This is a genomic window from Rhodobacter xanthinilyticus (genome assembly GCF_001856665.1).
GTDB classification, from domain to species: Bacteria; Pseudomonadota; Alphaproteobacteria; order Rhodobacterales; family Rhodobacteraceae; genus Rhodobacter; species Rhodobacter xanthinilyticus.
Genome location: NZ_CP017781.1, coordinates 92,556 through 111,631, shown reverse-complemented (window position 1 = coordinate 111,631; position 19,076 = coordinate 92,556). Strand labels below are relative to the sequence as shown.

Sequence of the window (19,076 nt, the reverse complement as noted above, 5' to 3'; positions counted from 1 at the left end):
AATGAATTATTGACAAGCGAGGGCGAAACGCGCTCTTTGGGCAGCGTAGCGAGGGGAGACGCTGTCGTGACCACCACTGAACTCCAGCCTGTTGATCTGTTCGTCATTGGCGGCGGCATCAATGGATGCGGCATCGCCCGTGATGCGGCTGGGCGTGGCCTCACGGTGATGCTGGCCGAGAAGGGCGATCTGGCCCAAGCCACCTCCTCCGCCTCGACCAAGCTGTTTCATGGCGGGTTGCGCTATCTCGAATTCTTCGAGTTCCGCCTCGTGCGCGAAGCCCTCGAAGAGCGCGAAACCTTGCTGAAGGCGATGCCCCATATCTCTTGGCCGATGCGCTTCGTGCTGCCCTACCATGCCGATATGCGCTTCGAGAGCAGCACGCCCACCTCGCGCCTGCTCACGCTGTTCATGCCGTGGATGAAAGGCCGCCGCCCCGCGTGGCTGATCCGCCTCGGGCTCTACCTCTATGACACGCTGGGCGGACGCGAGATCCTGCCCGGAACGCGCACCCTCGACCTCACAAAAGAGGTTTACGGTCAGCCCCTTAAGAAGAAATTCCGTAAGGCATTCGAATATTCCGATTGCTGGGTGCAGGACTCGCGCCTCGTCGTTCTGAACGCCCGCGATGCGCAGGCGCGCGGCGCAACAATTCTGACACGCACCGAGGTGATCCGCGCCAAACGCGAAGGCGAGCTCTGGGCGGTAACGCTGCGCGACACGGCAGGGACCGAGGCCATCCATTACGCCCGTGCACTGGTGAATGCGGCAGGGCCTTGGGTTGATCGGCTCTTGGACGAGCAGATCGGGCTCACGCACAGCCATTCGATCCGGCTCGTGCGCGGAAGCCATATCGTCGTTCCGAAACTCTACGACCACGACCGCTGCTATTTCTTCCAAGGCGAAGACGGTCGCATCATCTTCGCCATTCCTTATGAGCAGGATTTCACCCTGATCGGCACCACCGATCAGGACCATGAGGGCGCACCGGAAGCCGCCGCCTGCTCGCAAGCCGAAGCCGATTATCTGCGCGCTTTCGCCGCGACCTATTTCGAAACATCGATCAGCGCGGATCAGATCGTCTGGACCTATTCCGGCGTGCGCCCGCTATACAATGACAGTGCGAGCTCGGCCACGGCCGCGACCCGCGATTATGTGCTCGCGGTCGACCAGCAGGGGGCGCCCTTGCTGAATGTGTTCGGCGGGAAGATCACCACCTACCGCCGCTTGGCCGAGAGCGGCATGGCAAAACTTTCGCCATTCTTCAACGGGTTGAAGCCAAACTGGACCGCCGGCGTGCCGCTGCCGGGCGCAGGCTTCGCGCCCGAGGAGACCACAGCCGAAACGGCGCGGCTCGCAGCAGACTACCCCTTCCTCGGGCAGGCTTGGGCCGAGCGTTTGTTCCGGCATTACGGGCTGGAAGCACGCGCGATTTTGCGTGACGCTGCGCGAATTGAAGATTTGGGTACAAATTTCGGCGCGACTTTGACGCAAGCCGAAGTAGACTGGCTGATGGATCAGGAATGGGCCCGCACCGTGGAGGACGTTGTGTGGCGCCGGACCAAACTGGGGCTCCGCCTCAGCGAGACGGAAAAGACCGCACTCGGCGCCTATATGGCGGCGCGCGCGAAATAAGGCCGTGCTCAACGCGGCTCGGGAGGACATATGACACTGGAACTCAAAGGCGTTTCGAGTTCCGTGGAGGGCCGGAGTCACATCCACCCCACGGACCTGACGCTGCAAAAAGGCACGATGAACGTGCTGCTCGGGCCGACGCTCTCGGGCAAGACCTCGTTGATGCGCCTGATGGCGGGGCTCGATCAGCCCAGCTCCGGCCGCGTCTTCTGGGAAGGCCGCGATGTGACGGGCCAGCGGGTGCAGGAGCGCCGCGTGGCCATGGTCTACCAGCAGTTCATCAACTATCCGGCGATGACCGTTTACGACAACATCGCCTCGCCGCTGCGGATCCAGGGCGCGTCGAAATCCGAGATCGATCGCCGCGTGCATGAAGCGGCCGCGCTGATGAAGCTCGACCAGATGCTCACCCGCAAGCCGCTTGAGCTCTCGGGCGGCCAGCAACAGCGCTGCGCATTGGCGCGGGCCCTTGTGAAGGGCGCAGGCCTCGTCTTGCTCGACGAGCCGCTGGCGAACCTCGATTACAAGCTGCGCGAGGAATTGCGCGTGGAGATCCCGAAGATCTTCGAGAAATCGGGCGCGATTTTCGTCTATGCCACCACGGAGCCTGAAGAGGCGCTTCTCTTGGGCGGCCACACCGCCACGCTATGGGAGGGCCGTGTCACCCAGTTCGGCCGCACCGCCGAAGTCTACCGCCAACCCTGCGACATGACGACTGCGCGCGTGTTCTCCGACCCGCCGATGAATTTCGCGCGCGTCGAGAAACGGGGCCATCGCCTCGCGTTCGGGCAAGGGGTGAATGCCCCCGCAGACGGGGTGTTCGCCAACCTGCCGGACGGGATCTACCGCGCGGGCTTCCGCCCCAACCATCTCGAGATCGCGGGTCATCACTCGGGCAGCGCGATCGAACTGCCCTGCACCATTCGCGGCACCGAGGTGACTGGCTCCGAGACCTTCCTGCATCTCAGCCACGGGTCTGACCAATGGGTCGGGCTGGTGCACGGGGTGCATGCGCTGGACGCCGGTGCGGCTTTGACCTGCGCCCTCGACCCCTCCTTCCTCTATCTCTTCACCGAGGACGGGCAGCTTGCCGCCCCCGCCTCCTATGCCTTCGCGGCCTGAGGCGGACCATGGCACAGATCACCCTGCAAAACCTCGCCCACAGCTACAAACCCAACGCCAGCTCCGACGCCGATTTCGCGCTCAAAGCCTTGGATCACGTCTGGCAGAATGGCGGCGCCTACGCGCTCCTCGGCTCCTCGGGCTGCGGGAAATCTACACTTCTCAACATCATCTCGGGTTTGCTCCGCCCCAGCCACGGCCGTGTGCTCTTCGGCGACCGCGACGTGACCGAAGCCGCCACCGCCGAGCGCAACATCGCGCAGGTGTTCCAGTTCCCCGTGGTCTACGACACGATGACCGTGGGCGAGAACCTCGCCTTCCCGCTGCGCAACCGCGGCATGGATCCCGCCTATATCGCCGGACGCGTGCAAGAGATCGCGCGGATGATCGGGATGGAGGAGATCCTCAAGCAAAAAGCGCGCGGCCTCACCGCCGACGCCAAGCAGAAAATCTCGCTCGGGCGCGGCATGGTGCGCGAGGATGTGAACGCGATCTTGTTTGACGAGCCGCTCACCGTCATCGATCCGCATATGAAATTCGAGCTGCGCACCCAGCTCAAGGCCCTGCACCGCGCTTTCGGGCACACGATGATCTATGTGACCCATGACCAGACCGAGGCGCTCACCTTCGCCGACAAGGTGGTGGTCATGTATGATGGGCGCGTGGTGCAGATGGGCACACCCGAAGAGCTGTTCGAGCGGCCGGCGCATAGCTTCGTGGGCTATTTCATCGGCTCGCCGGGGATGAATTTCTTTGATGCCAAAATCGAGGGCCAACGCGCCTTCGTGCAAGGCGTCGAGGTGCCTCTGGGCGCGGCCTACGGGCCAGTTTCAGGCCGCGCCCAGATCGGCATCCGTCCCGAATTCTGCGTTCTCGCCCGCGAAGGCGGCCTGCCCTTCCAGATCCAGCGCATTGAGGATGTGGGACGCCACCGCATCATCCGCGGGACCTGCGGGGACGTGTCGGTGAACGTGACCTTGCCCGAAGGCATGGCCATCGACGCTGAGGCCACTCGGCTCCTCTTCGCGCCCGAGAAGATCAACGTCTACGCCGATGACTGGCGCATCGCCCCGCAGGGAGAGCAGTGATGGACAAGACCCTCAACAACAAGGCCTGGTTCCTCGTCCTGCCGGTTCTGCTGCTCGTGGCCTTCTCGGCCGTGGTGCCGCTGATGACGGTGGTGAACTATTCGGTGCAAGACACCTTCGGCAACAACGAGTTCTTCTGGGCGGGCCTCGACTGGTTCGACGAGATGCTCCATTCGGAACGGATGTGGGATGCGCTCGGCCGTCAGGCGATGTTCACCGCGATCATTCTCGCCATCGAGGTGCCGCTCGGCATTTTCGTGGCGCTCAATATGCCCAAGCGCGGGTTCTGGGCCTCGTTCTGCCTCGTCACCATGGCGCTGCCGCTGCTGATCCCGTTCAACGTGGTGGGCACGATCTGGCAGATCTTCGGCCGCGTCGACATCGGGCTTTTGGGCCATACGCTCGCTGCGCTCGGCATCGACTACAACTACACCAATGATGCGCTGGATGCTTGGGCCACCGTGATCACCATGGATGTCTGGCACTGGACCTCGCTGGTGGCGCTTCTGGCCTATGCCGGCCTGCAATCGATCCCCGAGGCCTATTACCAAGCCGCCAAGATCGATCAGGCCACGCGCTGGGCGGTGTTCCGCTTCATCGAGCTTCCCAAGATGCAGGGCGTGCTGCTGATCGCTGTGTTGCTGCGCTTCATGGACAGCTTCATGATCTATACTGAGCCCTTCGTCGTCACCGGCGGCGGCCCCGGCAATGCCACCACCTTCCTGTCCATCGACCTCGTGAAAATGGCCATCGGGCAATTCGATCTCGGGCCCGCAGCCGCCTTCTCGATCATGTATTTCCTCGTGATCCTGCTGATCTCTTGGGTGTTCTACACGGTCATGACCAATCTCGACAAAGCGGAGGGCAAGTGATGCGCATCCCGACCCGAGGCCTCGTGATGGCCGCCTATCTCACCTTCCTGATGATCCCGATCTACTGGCTGGTGAACATGAGCCTGAAGACCAACACCGAGATCACCGGTGCCTTCACGCTCTGGCCCGAAACCCTCACCTTCGCGAACTACCTGACGATCCTGACCGATCCGAGCTGGTATATGGGCTATGTGAACTCGCTGATCTATGTGGTGCTCAACACCGTCATCTCGATCAGCGTGGCGCTGCCCGCCGCCTATGCCTTCTCGCGCTACCGGTTCTTGGGCGATAAGCACCTGTTCTTCTGGCTGCTCACCAACCGGATGGCCCCGCCTGCGGTTTTCGCGCTGCCCTTCTTCCAGCTCTATTCCTCGGTTGGCCTGTTTGACACCCATATCGCTGTGGCGCTTGCGCATTGCCTCTTCAACGTGCCACTCGCGGTCTGGATCCTTGAAGGTTTCATGCGCGGCGTGCCCAAGGAAATCGACGAGACCGCCTATATCGACGGCTATTCCTTCCCCGCCTTCTTCGGGAAGATCTTCCTGCCGCTGATTGCCTCGGGTGTGGGGGTGGCTGCCTTCTTCTGCTTCATGTTCTCGTGGGTCGAGCTGCTCCTGTCGCGCACCCTCACCTCGGTGAACGCAAAGCCGATCGCCGCCACGATGACGCGCACCGTCTCCGCCTCCGGCATGGATTGGGGCGTGCTCGCCGCCGCGGGCGTGCTCACCATCATCCCCGGTGCGCTCGTGATCTATTTCGTCCGCAACTACATTGCCAAGGGCTTTGCCCTCGGCCGGGTTTGAGGAGATTTCACAATGGCTTGGATGGCCTGGACCCTGCCGACCGCCGCCTTCTTCGGCACCATCGCCCTGCTTTTGGCGCTGTTCACGGTGCTGGCGATCAAATTCCCCGAAACGCCCCGCCTTGGCATCTTGCGTTTCGAAACAACCCGTGGCGACCGGCTGTTCATCAGCCTGCTGGGATCGGGGTTCATCAACCTGATCTGGCTCGCCACCATGGGTGCCCCGCTCTGGGGGGCGCTCGCCCTGTGCCTCGTCTTCGCCTTCGCGGTTTTCGCTTGGGTCTGACGCACGACTATCACCTCGCAGCTCAAAAATTCTCAGGGAGGAGAACATGAAACTGCATCTGACCACCGCCATGGCGCTTGCGCTGATGGCAACCGCACCGGCCTACGCCGGAATCGAAGAGGGCAAAGCCTTCCTCGACAGCGAAATTGGTGATCTCTCGGCGCTCTCGCGCGCCGATCAGGAAGCCGAGTTGCAATGGTTCGTCGACGCGGCCAAGCCCTATGAGGGCATGGAAATCAAGGTCGTCTCCGAGACCATTGCCACCCATGAGTATGAATCGAAAGTGCTGGCTCCGGCCTTCACCGCGCTCACCGGCATCAAGGTCACCCATGACCTGATCGGCGAAGGGGACGTCGTCGAGAAACTGCAAACCCAGATGCAGTCGGGCGAGAACATCTATGACGCTTACATCAACGACAGCGACCTGATCGGCACCCATTGGCGCTACAAGCAGGCCCGCAACCTCACCGAGTGGATGGCAGGCGACGGCAAAGCGGTCACCAACCCCGGTCTCGATCTGGCCGACTTCATCGGCACCAAATTCACCACCGGTCCGGACGGCAAGCTTTACCAGCTTCCCGACCAGCAGTTCGCCAACCTCTACTGGTTCCGTCAGGACTGGTTCTCCGACGAGAAAACCAAGGCTGATTTCAAAGCCAAATACGGCTATGACCTCGGCGTTCCGGTGAACTGGTCGGCCTATGAGGACATCGCGGAATTCTTCACCGGCCGTGACATGAGCTACATCGGCGGTCCGGCCAAGGTCTATGGCCACATGGACTATGGCAAGAAAGACCCGAGCCTCGGCTGGCGCTTCACCGATGCCTGGCTCTCGATGGCCGGTGCCGGCGACAAGGGCGAGCCGAACGGCCTTCCGGTCGATGAATGGGGCATCCGCGTCAACGAGAAGTCGCAGCCGGTGGGCTCTTGCGTCGCCCGTGGCGGCGATACCAATGGCCCCGCTGCCGTCTACTCGATCGAGAAATACATCGACTGGCTCACCAAATACGCGCCTCCGGCAGCCGCAGGCATGGTCTTCTCGGAAGCCGGTCCGGTTCCGGCGCAGGGCGAAGTGGCACAGCAGATGTTCTGGTACACCGCCTTCACCGCTGACATGGTCAAGGATGGCCTGCCCGTGGTGAACGAGGATGGCACGCCGAAATGGCGCATGGCCCCCTCGCCGCATGGCGCCTATTGGGAAGAGGGCATGAAGGTCGGCTATCAGGACGCAGGCTCCTGGACGCTGATGGAAAGCACCCCCGTGGACCGCGCGCAGGCCGCATGGCTCTACGCGCAATTCGTGACCTCCAAAACGGTGGATGTGAAGAAATCGCATGTGGGCCTAACCTTCATCCGCGAATCCTCGATCCAGCACCCGTCCTTCACCGAACGCGCGCCCAAGCTTGGCGGTCTGGTCGAGTTCTACCGCTCGCCCGCCCGTGTGGCATGGTCGCCCACCGGCACCAACGTGCCCGACTATCCGAAGCTGGCGCAGCTCTGGTGGCAAAATATCGGTGACGCCTCCTCGGGCGCCAAAACCCCGCAAGAGGCGATGGACAGCCTCTGCGCCGAGCAAGAGAAGGTGCTTGCCCGCCTTGAGCGCGCTGGCGTGCAAGGCGATCTGGGGCCGAAGCTCAACGAGGAAATGGATGCGCAATACTGGTTCGACCAGCCGGGCGCACCCAAGCCGAAGCTCGAGAACGAGCGCGAGGAGCCGAAGACCGTTGCCTATGACGATCTGATCGCGTCCTGGAAATAACCAAGCAGGGGGCGGGGTTTACGCCTCGCCCCCATGCAGATTAGGCTCAGACCACACGACGAGACCCGGGGGGGGGGCATGGACTATATTCTCGCAATCGACCAAGGTACGACCTCGTCGCGCGCCATCATTTTTGACGCAGCGCTCACGCCCATCGCCTCCGCCCAAGAAGAATTCCCCCAGCATTTCCCCGCTTCGGGCTGGGTCGAGCATGATCCGGCTGATCTGTGGTCAACGGTGGCTGCCACCAGCCGTGCCGCTCTAGAGCGCGCGGGGCTCGACGCCAGCGCCATCCGCGCCATCGGCATCACCAACCAGCGCGAGACGACACTGGTCTGGGATCGGCACACCGGCCTTCCGGTCTACAACGCCATCGTCTGGCAAGACCGCCGCACCTCCGAGCTGTGCACCACCCTGCGCGAGGAGGGGTTCGAGGAGATCATCACCGAAAAAACCGGCCTGCTCTGCGACCCCTATTTCTCCGCCACCAAACTGGCTTGGATCCTCGATACGGTAGAGGGCGCCCGCGCCCGCGCCGAGGCCGGCGATCTGTTGTTTGGCACCGTTGACAGCTACCTGATCTGGAAGCTCACCGGCGGGCGCGTGCATGCCACGGACGCGACGAATGCCGCGCGCACCATGCTCTTCGATATCCGCAACCTGCGCTGGTCCTCGACGATCTGCGCAAGGCTCGGCATCCCGATGCGGATGCTGCCCGAAGTCCGCGATTGCGCGGCCGATTTCGGGCGCACCCGTGCCGATCTCTTCGGCGTCGAAATTCCGATCCTCGGCGTGGCGGGCGATCAGCAGGCCGCCACGGTGGGGCAGGCCTGCTTCGCACCCGGCATGATGAAATCGACCTATGGCACCGGCTGCTTCGCGCTCCTCAACACGGGCGCAACGCCGCTGCGCTCGAAAAACCGTATGCTCACCACCATCGCCTATCAACTCGACGGCAAGCCCACCTATGCCATTGAAGGCGCGATCTTTATCGCCGGTGCCGTGGTGCAATGGCTGCGTGACGGTTTGCAGATCATCCGCTCCGCCTCCGAGACCCAAAGCCTCGCGCAGGCCGCCGATCCGGCTCAGGATGTGGTGCTTGTGCCCGCCTTCACCGGCCTCGGCGCGCCCTATTGGAACGCCGAATGCCGTGGCGCGAGCTTCGGCCTCACCCGCGCCACCGGCCCCAAGGAAATCGCTCGCGCGGCGCTGGAAAGTGTGGGCTTCCAGACCCGTGATCTTTGGTCGGCGATGCAGGATGATTGGGCGGCCAGCGGCCTCGCCTCGGCGCAAACCACCTTGCGTGTGGATGGTGGCATGACCGCGAATGATTGGGCCATGCAATTCCTCGCCGATATTCTCGGCGCCGCTGTGGACCGACCTGCTGTGCTGGAGACCACGGCGAAAGGCGTCGCCTGGCTCGCAGGCTACAAGGCAGGCCTTTGCGCCTCTCCGGAGGCCTTCGCGGCAGAATGGGCAGTCGAGCGCACGTTCACACCGCAGATGGATGAGCCTGAGCGCGCGCAGCGCTACAGCCGCTGGCAACGCGCCATTCACGCAACATTGGACTTCGGCTGACCGATGTTCGGCGCGCTTCTCACCCCCGAACGCCTCTCGCTCACCCGCGGCTGCAGTGCCGCCCTGCCCCGAGAGGCGGCGCGCTTTGGCACGCGTGCAGCTCTCGTGCACTCGGCCTCGCTGCCGAAGGCCAGATTGCATCCGATGTTTGACGGGCTCACGGCGGCCGGGATCACGGTGCAAGGCTACGCGTCCTCCGGCGAGCCGGATTTTGCCGGCCTTACCGCAGCGCTGCACCATCTCAAGCCCTTCGATCCGGACTTGGTCATCGCGGTCGGCGGCGGTGCGACCATCGATCTGGCCAAGGCCATTGCCGCGCTGCTGCCCGCCACGGGCGATCTGCTCCGGCATTTCGAGATCGTGGGCGCGGGTGCGCCGCTCGAAGCGGCCCCCCTGCCGATGATCGCGCTCCCCACGACGGCAGGCACCGGCGCTGAGGCCACGAAAAACGCCGTGATCGCGTTCCCCGACCACCGCCTCAAGGTCAGCCTGCGCGATGAACGCATGATCCCGCGGCTGGCGCTTGTGGATCCTGCCCTCACCGACGGCTGCCCGCGTTCGGTGACGCTCGCATCCGGCTTCGATGCGCTGACACAGGTGATCGAACCCTATCTCTGCGCCCGCGCCACCGCGCTCACGGACGCGCTTTGCCGCGATGCCATTCCCCGCGCGATCCCGGCCCTGCGTCGCCTGAAGGAGGGCGAAGATCCGCAGGCACGCGACGAGATGGCCCGCGTGTCGCTCTTCGGCGGCATCGCCTTGGCCAACGCGGGCCTTGGCGCGGTGCATGGCTTTGCGGGCCCGCTCGGCGGCCAGCTCGGGGCCGCCCATGGCGCGCTTTGCGGCCGGCTTTTGCCGGAAGTCCTGATCGAGAACCGGGCCGCGCTCGGCGCAGACCAGAGCGCGATGGCGGCGCGGTTCGGGGAGGTCGATCATTGGCTTGCCGAAGGCCTTGGCGCGGAGGCTGGCGCGGGCTTTTCCGCGCTGCGTGCCTTTGCCGATGCGTGCGGCCTGCCACGGCTCGCGGCCCTCGGTCTCAGGTCCGAAGCTTTCGCGGAAGCAATCCGCGCCGCCAAAAGTGCCTCCTCCATGCGGGCGAATCCGGTCGTGCTGTCGGACGCTGCACTCGAAGCCATTCTTATACGCGCGCTCTGAGGCAGAGGTTGCGGGCGCTCGGATTGGCGCATACCCTGAGGCGATAGCCTCAGGATCCTCACATGAAACGCGCCAAGATTGACGATATTGCCCGTGAGGCCGGCGTCAGCCGCGCCACGGTGGACCGCGTGATCCATGGCCGCGTGAATGTGCGCTCGGAGACCGCGCAAAAGGTGGCGGCCGCCGCACGCAGGCTCGGCTTCTATGCCACGGGGCTGATAGACCGCAGCCTGGAAAAACCGCTCCCGAAGTCAAAAATACTGGCTTTGAAGGCCTCGATATGCGCGGCTAACTCTTTGATATTATGTCGCTAGCCAATCTGGCGCGTCTCGGTCTCTCCCAAACTTTTGGCGGCTACGTCCCCAAATGTGCCACCCAAATTACGCTAGTTTCGGGAGCGAGCCGCGGAGTTGGAGAGGCGAAGCCGGCATCAAGACTACTGTCAGCCGGCCGCGACCAGTTTCTCGAGGCGCGTTTGCAGGCCCGCTGCGACTGCGGAGGTAAGCCCCTCTGGGAAGTCGGCGGGCAGGTCGGCAAAGGTCTTGTCGAGTGCTTCAGTAGCTTGCGCGTGGATCTCGTCGAACAGGCTCTGAATGGCTTCTCGGGAGAGCCCCGCCTGTGTGCCAGTTTCAACGAAATGGTGCCCGAGCACTTCATTGACCTTATAGTGGCGCGATTTTCCCACCCGCATCGAGAGGCGGAAACTTCTGTGGTCGAGCTGGCGCGCATCCAGCAGCGGCTGGGTCGTCAGCACGTCATACAGGGGGCTGAGGCGAAAACGTCCGCCCGGCAGGAGGCCCAAGCTGAAGTTCTTGGCATGGCCATCGGTCGCTCCGATCAGCCAAAACAGGATCGTGGCTTTAAAGAAATCGCGCCGATCTTTGGTTGGCTCGTCGCTGACGCTCAAGAGCTTCATGATCTCGACGATCCCAGGCCCGCCATCGCTTTGTTATTTCAGCGTCGCCGGTCACGTCCGTCAAGCTGGTGTAATTTCCCTGGTGGCCTGAGGTCATGATCAGGCGGCTTTCGTTGTGATGCTGAGAATGGGGTCGATCGGGTGGTTCTCCCGCGCAGTCTCGGCAATGCGGTCATGGGCGGCGACCAAGAGGGCGGCGAGGGAGGCGGTCTGGGTGTTAGGGGTGGAATTCATAGTGTGCGTCCTTGCGGGGTTGTCTCTGCGGCCCAGGTAGGAGCCCCGCTAGAGTCCTGTAAATGTTAGGTTCTTCGGAAATCGGATGTGAAACCTGGTGCGGATTGAGTCCGCTCAAGGGCTTGGCGCCGCCGCGGGCACAGATTGATTCATTTCGCCGCAGGTCTGGGCTCGAAGAAAAAGACAGATAGCGAGAGGAATAGTTGCATTTACGCAACAGTCCCCAGCCGGTCCAGAACCCGCTTGACCTGTGTCGCGGTCCAGACCCCGCCCCGAGGTGTCGCTATGCCAGCCCCACCTAGGGCCTCTGCGATCTGCGCCAAGGTGGCCCCCGAGGCGCGCATGGGCTGCACCATCGGGCGCACCCGCTCGGCAAAGCTGCGGGCGTCACGCTGGATAGCCTCGTTGCGCTTGCCGGTGGCGTCCCTGAGCCCGCCCAGCTTCTGACCCCGGGCCTTCGCCTCGGCCAGTGCGGCCTTGGTGCGCAGCGAGATGAAGTCCCGTTCCTGTTCCGCCAGCGCGGCATAGATATGAAGCTGGAATTTGTCAGCGTTCGGCATGGAAGCCACCCGCAGCTTGACCTTGGGGTCATCCATCAGCGCGGCGATGAAGGACACGCGGCGGGACAGGCGGTCCAGCTTGGCAACCAGCAACTCGGCCCCGGTGCGGCGGCACAGGTCCAGCGCCTTGCCCAGTTCGGGCCTGTCGTTGTCCCGCCCTGAGGTCACGTCAAGGAACTCGCCCAGAACCTCGAAGGGCGTCTCGGCATAGTTGGAAAGGTAGAGGTCAATGTCCCGGCTCTGGGCCTCAAGCCCCAGCCCGGAGCGGCCTTGTTCTTCAGTGCTGACACGGCGGTAAGTGACGAACTGGCGCACGGCTGCGGCCCCCTGTTTGATCTGTCGGGGGCAAGGTGAGGCGGAGAATATCAAATGTCAACGTTCGTTGTGAATGTAAAATGGTGAGCGCGGATCTGTTGGCACCGATGCTGAAGGTGCGCCTATTTGGGTGTTCGGGGTTGCCGGGGCGTGTCGGGTCTGCCGTCGAAGTCATGTCCGCCGTGCGTCTTGGCGGGATTGGAAAGGGGGTGGGGGTTGCCTTCTGGTGGCTCGGCAAGTGCGGGGCGCGGGGTGGCACGGGGGGATGCGCGGCGCATCAATTCGGTCGAGGTGCCGTCTCAGATTTTTCCGGCGAAATGTGCGACCCGGTGCAGAATTTGCGCTGGCGCTAGCGGGGCGCTTGTCCTAGCGTCGGCACACAAACTGACCACGCCAAGCACACACCGAAAATCTGCGGAACGCAAAGAAAGTCGTAAGTCTTTGAAAGGTCATTAAATATAGCCGATATAGTCGGTTTGATTTAATGCAGATACGCCCTTCACCGGCACCACGAAATTCAGGCGGTTGGTTGTCGCAAGACACCAGCCGCCTTTTTCATTTGCGCGGCGGGCGGCGCGGGTCTAGCTTCAATCAAACGATTGATTGAGTCGCCATGCTGAACGCCGACCCCCCTCTCGAAGAACCCCAGGGCACCGTGCGCGCGTTGCTCGAGGCGGGGCTCTTGCTGTTCGGCACGCAAGGCTTCGCGGGCACCTCGACGCGCGATCTGGCCGCGCGGGCGCAGACCAATGTCGCCTCGATCGCCTATCATTTCGGCGGCAAGGAGGGGCTGCGCGAGGCCTGCGCGCGCGAGTTCGTGCGCCGCCTCGGCGCGGTTTTCGCGCAGATCCCGCCGCTCGCCGAGCAAAGCCCGGAGGCCGCGGCCGAGGCGATCCGCCAGATCCTGCGGCAGATGGCGCGGTTTGCGCTCACCTCCGAGGCCGCGCGGGCGCTCGTCAGCTTTGCGCTGCGCGAGATCGCCGAGAACGGGCGCAGCGCCGAGATCATTTACGAGAACCTGATCCGCCATGTGCAGGAGCGGCTCTGCGCCCTCTGGGCGATGGCGACGGGCGAGGACCCGGGCGCCGAATCGGTGCGGCTGCGGGTGTTCACCTTTCTCGGGCAGATGCTCTACTTCCGGATCGGCGGGCCGATCGTCACGCGCCATCTCGGCTGGGCCGAGATCGGGCCGGAGGAGGCGGAGCGGATCCTCGACATTCTGATCGGCAATTTCGACGCGGCCCTCGCGGCGGCGAGGAGGACATGATGTTTCTATGTGGAATTGGGCTGGTTTCGGGTCTGATTTCGGCCTGCGCGGCGCCGGAGCCGCTGGCGACGGGCTATGTCGAGGGGGAGTATGTGCGGGTGGCGCCGGTCGCGGTGGCGCAGGTCGAGAGCCTTGCGGTGGCGCGCGGGTCGCGGTTTGTGAAGGGCGATGTTCTGGGCGAGATGGAGCGGCGCGACGCGCTGATCGCGCAGCGTCAGGCGGAGGCCGCCTTGGCCGCGGCGCGGGCCACGCTCGAGAACCTGCGCGAGGGCGCGCGGCCCGAGGAGATCCGGGTGATCGAGGCATCGCTCGTCTCGGCGCGGGCGTCTTTGGCGGAACATGAGCGCAGCCTCGCGCGGGTCACGGCGCTGGCCGACAAGGGCTCGGCGGCGCAATCGGCGCGCGAGGATGCGGCGACCGCGGTCTCGGTCGCGCAGGCGAAAGTGGCGGAAATAGAGGCTAATCTGGCGGTGGCGCGGCTGCCGGCGCGGGCCCAGCAGATCGCCGGCGCCGAGGCCAATGTCCGTGCGGCGGAGGAGGCGCTGGCGGCGGCGCGCTGGGCTTTGGAGAAGCGCGCGCTCGTGGCGCCGGCGGATGGGGTGGTGAGCGATGTGATCCGCCTGCCCGGCGAGATCGCGGGGCCCTCGGCGCCGGTGCTGACGATCCTGCCAGATGGGGCGGTGAAGCTGCGCCTTTATGTGCCCGAGGCGCAGATCGCCGGCCTCGCGCCGGGGCGCGCGCTTGCGGTCGAATGTGACGGCTGCGCGGAGGGGATCCGGGCGCGGGTGAGCTATATTGCCGACGGGCCCGAGTTCACGCCGCCGGTGATCTACTCGCTGCAAAACCGCCAGAAGCTCGTCTACATGGTCGAGGCGCGGCCCGAGGGGGCTGTGGCGCTCAAGCCCGGGCAGATCGTCTCGGTCGGCTTGATCGAGGCCGGAAAATGAGCGCGGCGCCCGCGATTTCGGTGACCGATCTCGTCAAGCGCTACGGCGCGCGGACGGTGGTCGACCGCGTTTCGCTCGAGGTGGCGCGGGGCGAGATCGTCGGGTTTCTGGGCCCGAACGGCTCGGGCAAGACCACGACGATCCGGATGATGTGTGGCTTGCTCACCCCAGATGGCGGGGTGGGAAACGTGCTCGGCCACGATATCTTGCGCGATCAGCGCCAGATCAAGCGCGAGGTCGGCTATATGACCCAGCGCTTCAGCTTCTATGAGGATCTCACCATCGAGGAGAACCTCCAGTTCGTCGCGGGGATCTTCGGGCTGGGCGCCGCGGCGGTGCGCGACACGCTGGCCGATCTCGGGCTGAGCTCGCGCAAGGGCCAGCTCGCGGGCTCGCTCTCGGGGGGCTGGAAACAGCGGCTCGCGCTCGCGGCCTGTATCATGCACCGCCCGCAGCTTCTGATGCTCGACGAGCCGACCGCGGGCGTCGACCCGAAGGCGCGGCGCGAGTTCTGGGACGAGATCCACCAGCGCGCGGCCGACGGGCTGACGGTGCTCGTCTCGACCCATTACATGGACGAGGCCGAGCGCTGTCACCGGATCAATTATATCGCCTATGGCAAGCTCATCACCCATGGCACGGTGGCCGAGGTGGTGCGCGATGCGGGGCTGACGACCTTTGTTCTCGAGGGGCCGCGGGTCGCCGAGGCGCAAAGGATGCTCGCCCGCGCGCCCGGCGTCGACCAGGTCGCGCCCTATGGGAACACGCTCCATGTCATCGGGCGCGAGGCGGGCGCGCTCGAGGCTGCGGCGCGCGAGGCCGCTGCGGCGACCGGGTGCCGCCTCTCGCCCGCCGAAACCAGCCTTGAGGATGTGTTCATCCAGCTCATGGGCGCCGCCACGGATAACATGCAATGAGCCGCTTTCTCTCGCTGCGCCGGCTGCGCACCATCATCCGCAAGGAAGCGATCCAGATGCGCCGCGACCGGATCACCTTCGCGATGATGCTCGGCGTGCCGCTGATGCAGCTGATGCTCTTCGGGTTTGCGATCAACAATGATCCGAAGGGCCTGCCGGCGGCGCTGGTGGCGCCGGTGCAGGACCGTTACACCCGCGCGATCGTCTCCGCGCTCGAGCTCACCGGCTATTATCGGTTCACCGCGCCGAACGCGAGCGCGGCGGAGGCCGAGGCGATGATCGCGGCGGGGGAGGTGAGCTTTGTCGTGACCGTGCCCTCGGATTTCGGGCGCCGGGTGGAGCGGGGCGAGCGGCCGCAGATCCTCGTCGAGGCGGATGCCTCGGACCCGGCGGTGGCCTCCGGCGCGATCGGCACATTGGGCACGGTGGCGGCGCAGGCGCTCTTGCGCGAACAGGGCACAGAGGCCGCGGCGGCGGCGGCCGCGACACAAAATCTCGAGGTCGTGACCCATAAGCGCTACAATCCCGAGGGGGTCACCGCCTATAATATCGTGCCGGGCCTGCTGGGCGTCATCTTGCAGATGACCATGGTGATGATGACCGCGATGGCGCTGACCCGCGAGACCGAGCGCGGCACGATGGAGAACCTGCTGTCGATGCCGGTCACGCCGATCGAGATCATGCTGGGCAAGGTCTTGCCGTTTTTCGTGGTCGGCGCGGTGCAGGTGGTGGTGATCCTGACGGCGGCGAAGGTGATCTTCGGCGTGCCTTTCGTGGGCAGCCTCGGCCTGCTGATCGGCGGGGTCTTCATCTTCGTGATGGCGCTGGTGATCCTCGGCTATGTCTTCTCGACGCTCGCCAAGACGCAGATGCAGGCGATGCAGCTCACCTTCTTCTATTTCCTGCCCTCGATCCTGCTCTCGGGGTTCATGTTCCCCTTCGCGGGGATGCCGGTCTGGGCGCGCGCGATCGGCGAGACCCTGCCGTTGACGCATTTTCTGCGCCTCGTGCGGGGGGTGATGCTGAAGGGCGCGACGCTGTGGGACGTCGCGCAGCCGATGGTGGTGCTTGCGGGGTTCGTGGTGATTTTCGCCGCGCTCGCGCTCAGCCGGTTCCGCCAGACGCTCGACTGATCAGCGCATCAACAGGAGCGGCACCTTGCAGGAGCGGATCATCGCCGTGGTCGTCGAGCCGATGATCAGGTTGCGGATCCGCGAGTGCCCATAGGCGCCCATCACCACCATCTCGAAGCCCTCGTCCTCGACGAGCTTGCCGAGCACCGCATCCGGGCTGCCGGGCAGGAGACGGGTTTCCGCCTCGATCCCGGCGGCGGCAAGGAGGGCTTGGGCGTCCTTCAGGCTGCGCCGCGCCATCGGGCTATCGGCGCCGACGCGGACGACCAGAACCTTGAGCCCGGCAAAGAGCGGCGAGCGCGAGAGGTGATCAACCGCCTTCATCGCCGAGGGGCCGCCGTCATAGGCGATCAGCACCTTTTCGACCGGCTTGAAGGCGCGCGCGCAGACGAGCACGGGTTTCTTCGCCGCGCGGACGATGCGTTCGAGGTTCGAGCCGAGATGCTCCATCGCCATGTCGGCGTTGACCCCGCGCTTGCCGATCAGGATCACGCGCGCGTCGTCTTCGCGCTCGGCGAGCGTTTCGAGCAGCTCGCCCTGGCGCAGCTCGGTGGTGACATTGGCCACCCCCGCGCGGGCCATGATCTCGGCGGCGTCGTCGAGGATCGCGCGGCCGCGATGGGCGACGAGCTTGGCGCGCTGTTCATCGAGCGTGGCGAGTTCCGCCATCAGCGCCGAGCGCGCGCCGAGCTCGATCTGGCCCGAGAGATCGGAGGGCGCGGCGCCCGCGCGGCCGAGCAGGTGGATGATCTCGACCGGCGCGTCGATGCGCCCGGCGACCCAGGCCGCGGTCTCGCAGATGCTGGCGGAATAGATCGAGCCGTCGATGAAGGCGATGATCTTGCTCATGGGGTCCTCTCAATGCGCCAGAATCTTGTCGGCGGCGCCGGGTTTGTCATGTATCGCTAGCTTGTCGACGAGCGTTTCGGAAGCCTCGTTGAGGCCCGTCACGCGCACCGTCGCGCCTTCGCGGCGGAATTTCAACACCGCCATATCCAGCGCCGCGATCGAGGAGATATCCCAGATATGCGCGCGCGAGACGTCGATCACCACCTCCTCGAGGATTTCGCGGAAATCGAAGGCGGCCATGAAGGCCTCGGTCGAGGCGTAGAAGAGCTGGCCCTCGACGACATAGGTGCGGGTGCGGCCATCGGCGGAGAGCTCGGAGCGGGTGCGGAAGAGCTGGGCGATCTTGGCGGAGAAGAAGATCCCCGAAAGGAGCACCCCCGCGAGCACGCCGAGCCCGAGGTTATGGGTCCAGACCACGGTGACCACGGTCGCGAGCATCACCGCCGAGGAGGAGCGCGGGTGGCTGCGCAGATCGCGCAGCGAGGACCAGGAGAAGGTGCCGACCGAGACCATGATCATGATCGCGACGAGGGCGGGCATCGGGATCTGGCTGACCCAATCGCCCAAGGCCACGCAAAAGACGAGCAGCATTACCCCTGCGACGAAGGTCGACAGCCGCCCGCGCCCGCCCGATTTCACGTTGATCATGCTCTGCCCGATCATCGCGCAGCCCGCCATGCCGCCGATGAAGCCGGTGCCGAAATTGGCAAGCCCCTGGCCGATGCACTCCATGTTGCGGTCCGAGCGGGTGTCGGTGAGGTCGTCGACGAGGTTTTGCGTCATCAGGCTCTCGAGCAGGCCCACCACCGCAACCGCGAGCGAATAGGGGAAGATGATCGCCAGCGTCTCGAAGGTCAGCGGGATATCGGGGAGCAGGAAGACCGGCAGCGTATCGGGGAGCGCGCCCATGTCGCCCACGGTATGGACATCGAGCCCGAGGCCGAGGGTGAGCGCGGTGAGCGCCACGATCGCCACGAGCGGCGAGGGCACGGCGCGGGTGAGGCGCGGGAAGAGGTAGATGATCGCGAGCGCGGCGGCCACGAGCGGGTAGGTCAGGACCGGCACGCGGCGCGGGTCGAGCTCGGGGAGCTGTGCGAGGAAGATCAGGATCGCGAGCGCGTTCACAAAGCCGGTCATCACCGATTTCGAGACGTATTTCATCACGAATCCGAGCCGCAGGAGCCCCGCGCCGATTTGCAAAACGCCAGTCAGGATCGTCGCGGCGAGCAGATATTGCAGCCCGTGATCACGCACCAGCGTCACCATCAGCACCGCCGTCGCCGCCGTCGCCGCCGAGATCATCCCCGGCCGGCCGCCGGCGATCGCTGTGATCACAGCGATCGAGAAGCTCGCGTAGAGGCCGACTTTCGGGTCTACTCCGGCGATAATCGAGAAAGCGATGGCCTCGGGGATCAGCGCGAGGGCGACAACGAGGCCCGAGAGAATGTCGGCGCGCGGCGCGGCGAGCCACTGGCGGCGATAGCGTTCAAAGGAAAACGTCAAAATCCTGTCCCTTGCCGCGCCGAGGAGGGCGGTCATCTGATCGAGGCTGCGGGGATCGGCCGGGGAGAGGCCGGGTTTCTTCGGGCTTAAAGGCTGGGGGCGGGCTTGCCAACCCGCCTTGGCGTTGCGGATCGGGCG

Annotated in this window: 19 protein-coding genes; 14 read left to right on the top strand and 5 right to left on the bottom strand. The window is 64.8% G+C overall.

Features of this window, described 5'->3' with window-relative positions; genetic code table 11:
* Positions 1–66: 66 nt before the first annotated feature.
* From glpD to LPB142_RS00500, 10 genes are all read left to right on the top strand, one after another.
* Positions 67–1,635: a glycerol-3-phosphate dehydrogenase gene (glpD, locus tag LPB142_RS00545; RefSeq protein ID WP_068765672.1), complete on the top strand. Its 1,569-nt coding sequence runs from the start codon at positions 67–69 to the stop codon at positions 1,633–1,635.
* 30 nt (positions 1,636–1,665) lie between these two features.
* The gene (locus tag LPB142_RS00540) at positions 1,666–2,757 is read left to right on the top strand and encodes an ABC transporter ATP-binding protein (RefSeq protein ID WP_068765671.1); all 1,092 of its coding nucleotides are present in this window, start codon (positions 1,666–1,668) and stop codon (positions 2,755–2,757) included.
* Positions 2,758–2,765: 8 nt separating this feature from the next.
* On the top strand, positions 2,766–3,845 hold the full coding sequence (locus tag LPB142_RS00535) for an ABC transporter ATP-binding protein (protein ID WP_068765670.1): 1,080 nt from the start codon (positions 2,766–2,768) through the stop codon (positions 3,843–3,845).
* Positions 3,845–4,717: a carbohydrate ABC transporter permease gene (locus LPB142_RS00530; protein ID WP_068765669.1), complete on the top strand. Its 873-nt coding sequence runs from the start codon at positions 3,845–3,847 to the stop codon at positions 4,715–4,717. Before LPB142_RS00535 ends, LPB142_RS00530 begins: the two co-directional genes overlap by 1 nt.
* Positions 4,717–5,520, top strand: a complete 804-nt coding sequence (locus LPB142_RS00525) for a carbohydrate ABC transporter permease (RefSeq protein ID WP_068765668.1) — start codon at positions 4,717–4,719, stop codon at positions 5,518–5,520. Before LPB142_RS00530 ends, LPB142_RS00525 begins: the two co-directional genes overlap by 1 nt.
* A 12-nt stretch (positions 5,521–5,532) precedes the next feature.
* A complete protein-coding gene (locus LPB142_RS00520; RefSeq protein WP_068765667.1) occupies positions 5,533–5,805 on the top strand; it encodes a DUF2160 domain-containing protein in 273 nt (90 codons plus the stop codon).
* A 46-nt stretch (positions 5,806–5,851) separates the two neighbouring features.
* Positions 5,852–7,564 carry an ABC transporter substrate-binding protein gene (locus LPB142_RS00515; protein WP_156506793.1) on the top strand — a complete coding sequence of 571 codons (1,713 nt, stop codon included), beginning with the start codon at positions 5,852–5,854 and terminating at the stop codon, positions 7,562–7,564.
* 78 nt (positions 7,565–7,642) lie between these two features.
* On the top strand, positions 7,643–9,142 hold the full coding sequence (gene glpK / locus LPB142_RS00510; protein ID WP_071165219.1) for a glycerol kinase GlpK: 1,500 nt from the start codon (positions 7,643–7,645) through the stop codon (positions 9,140–9,142).
* A gap of 3 nt (positions 9,143–9,145) precedes the next feature.
* Positions 9,146–10,297 (top strand): iron-containing alcohol dehydrogenase, encoded by a 1,152-nt coding sequence (locus LPB142_RS00505; protein ID WP_071165218.1) that lies wholly within the window; start codon positions 9,146–9,148, stop codon positions 10,295–10,297.
* A 62-nt stretch (positions 10,298–10,359) separates the two neighbouring features.
* A complete protein-coding gene (locus LPB142_RS00500) occupies positions 10,360–10,611 on the top strand; it encodes a LacI family DNA-binding transcriptional regulator (protein WP_068765664.1) in 252 nt (83 codons plus the stop codon).
* Between the two features lie 128 nt (positions 10,612–10,739).
* Here LPB142_RS00500 and LPB142_RS00495 read toward each other — a convergent pair whose 3' ends face one another.
* From LPB142_RS00495 to LPB142_RS00490, 3 genes are all read right to left on the bottom strand, one after another.
* Positions 10,740–11,213, bottom strand: coding sequence for a HipA domain-containing protein (locus LPB142_RS00495; protein ID WP_068765663.1), 474 nt, complete (start codon positions 11,211–11,213; stop codon positions 10,740–10,742).
* Positions 11,214–11,312: 99 nt separating this feature from the next.
* Positions 11,313–11,447 carry a hypothetical protein gene (locus tag LPB142_RS19750; protein WP_269635393.1) on the bottom strand — a complete coding sequence of 45 codons (135 nt, stop codon included), beginning with the start codon at positions 11,445–11,447 and terminating at the stop codon, positions 11,313–11,315.
* 209 nt (positions 11,448–11,656) lie between these two features.
* A complete protein-coding gene (locus LPB142_RS00490; RefSeq protein WP_068765662.1) occupies positions 11,657–12,322 on the bottom strand; it encodes a recombinase family protein in 666 nt (221 codons plus the stop codon).
* 613 nt (positions 12,323–12,935) lie between these two features.
* Here LPB142_RS00490 and LPB142_RS00485 point away from each other — a divergent pair.
* Genes LPB142_RS00485 through LPB142_RS00470 form a run of 4 tightly spaced genes read left to right on the top strand, consistent with a single transcriptional unit; the run spans position 12,936 to position 16,586 of the window.
* Complete coding sequence (locus LPB142_RS00485; protein WP_071165217.1) at positions 12,936–13,589, top strand: CerR family C-terminal domain-containing protein; 654 nt, start codon at positions 12,936–12,938, stop codon at positions 13,587–13,589.
* Positions 13,586–14,536, top strand: a complete 951-nt coding sequence (locus LPB142_RS00480) for an HlyD family secretion protein (RefSeq protein ID WP_071165216.1) — start codon at positions 13,586–13,588, stop codon at positions 14,534–14,536. The genes LPB142_RS00485 and LPB142_RS00480 overlap by 4 nt, the downstream gene beginning before the upstream one ends.
* The gene (locus tag LPB142_RS00475; protein WP_071165215.1) at positions 14,533–15,453 is read left to right on the top strand and encodes an ABC transporter ATP-binding protein; all 921 of its coding nucleotides are present in this window, start codon (positions 14,533–14,535) and stop codon (positions 15,451–15,453) included. Before LPB142_RS00480 ends, LPB142_RS00475 begins: the two co-directional genes overlap by 4 nt.
* A complete protein-coding gene (locus LPB142_RS00470) occupies positions 15,450–16,586 on the top strand; it encodes an ABC transporter permease (RefSeq protein ID WP_068765658.1) in 1,137 nt (378 codons plus the stop codon). Before LPB142_RS00475 ends, LPB142_RS00470 begins: the two co-directional genes overlap by 4 nt.
* Here LPB142_RS00470 and LPB142_RS00465 read toward each other — a convergent pair whose 3' ends face one another.
* Both LPB142_RS00465 and LPB142_RS00460 read right to left on the bottom strand, forming a co-directional pair.
* A complete protein-coding gene (locus LPB142_RS00465) occupies positions 16,587–17,435 on the bottom strand; it encodes a universal stress protein (RefSeq protein WP_071165214.1) in 849 nt (282 codons plus the stop codon).
* A 9-nt stretch (positions 17,436–17,444) separates the two neighbouring features.
* Complete coding sequence (locus LPB142_RS00460; RefSeq protein WP_232230935.1) at positions 17,445–18,938, bottom strand: SulP family inorganic anion transporter; 1,494 nt, start codon at positions 18,936–18,938, stop codon at positions 17,445–17,447.
* Positions 18,939–19,076 lie beyond the last annotated feature (138 nt).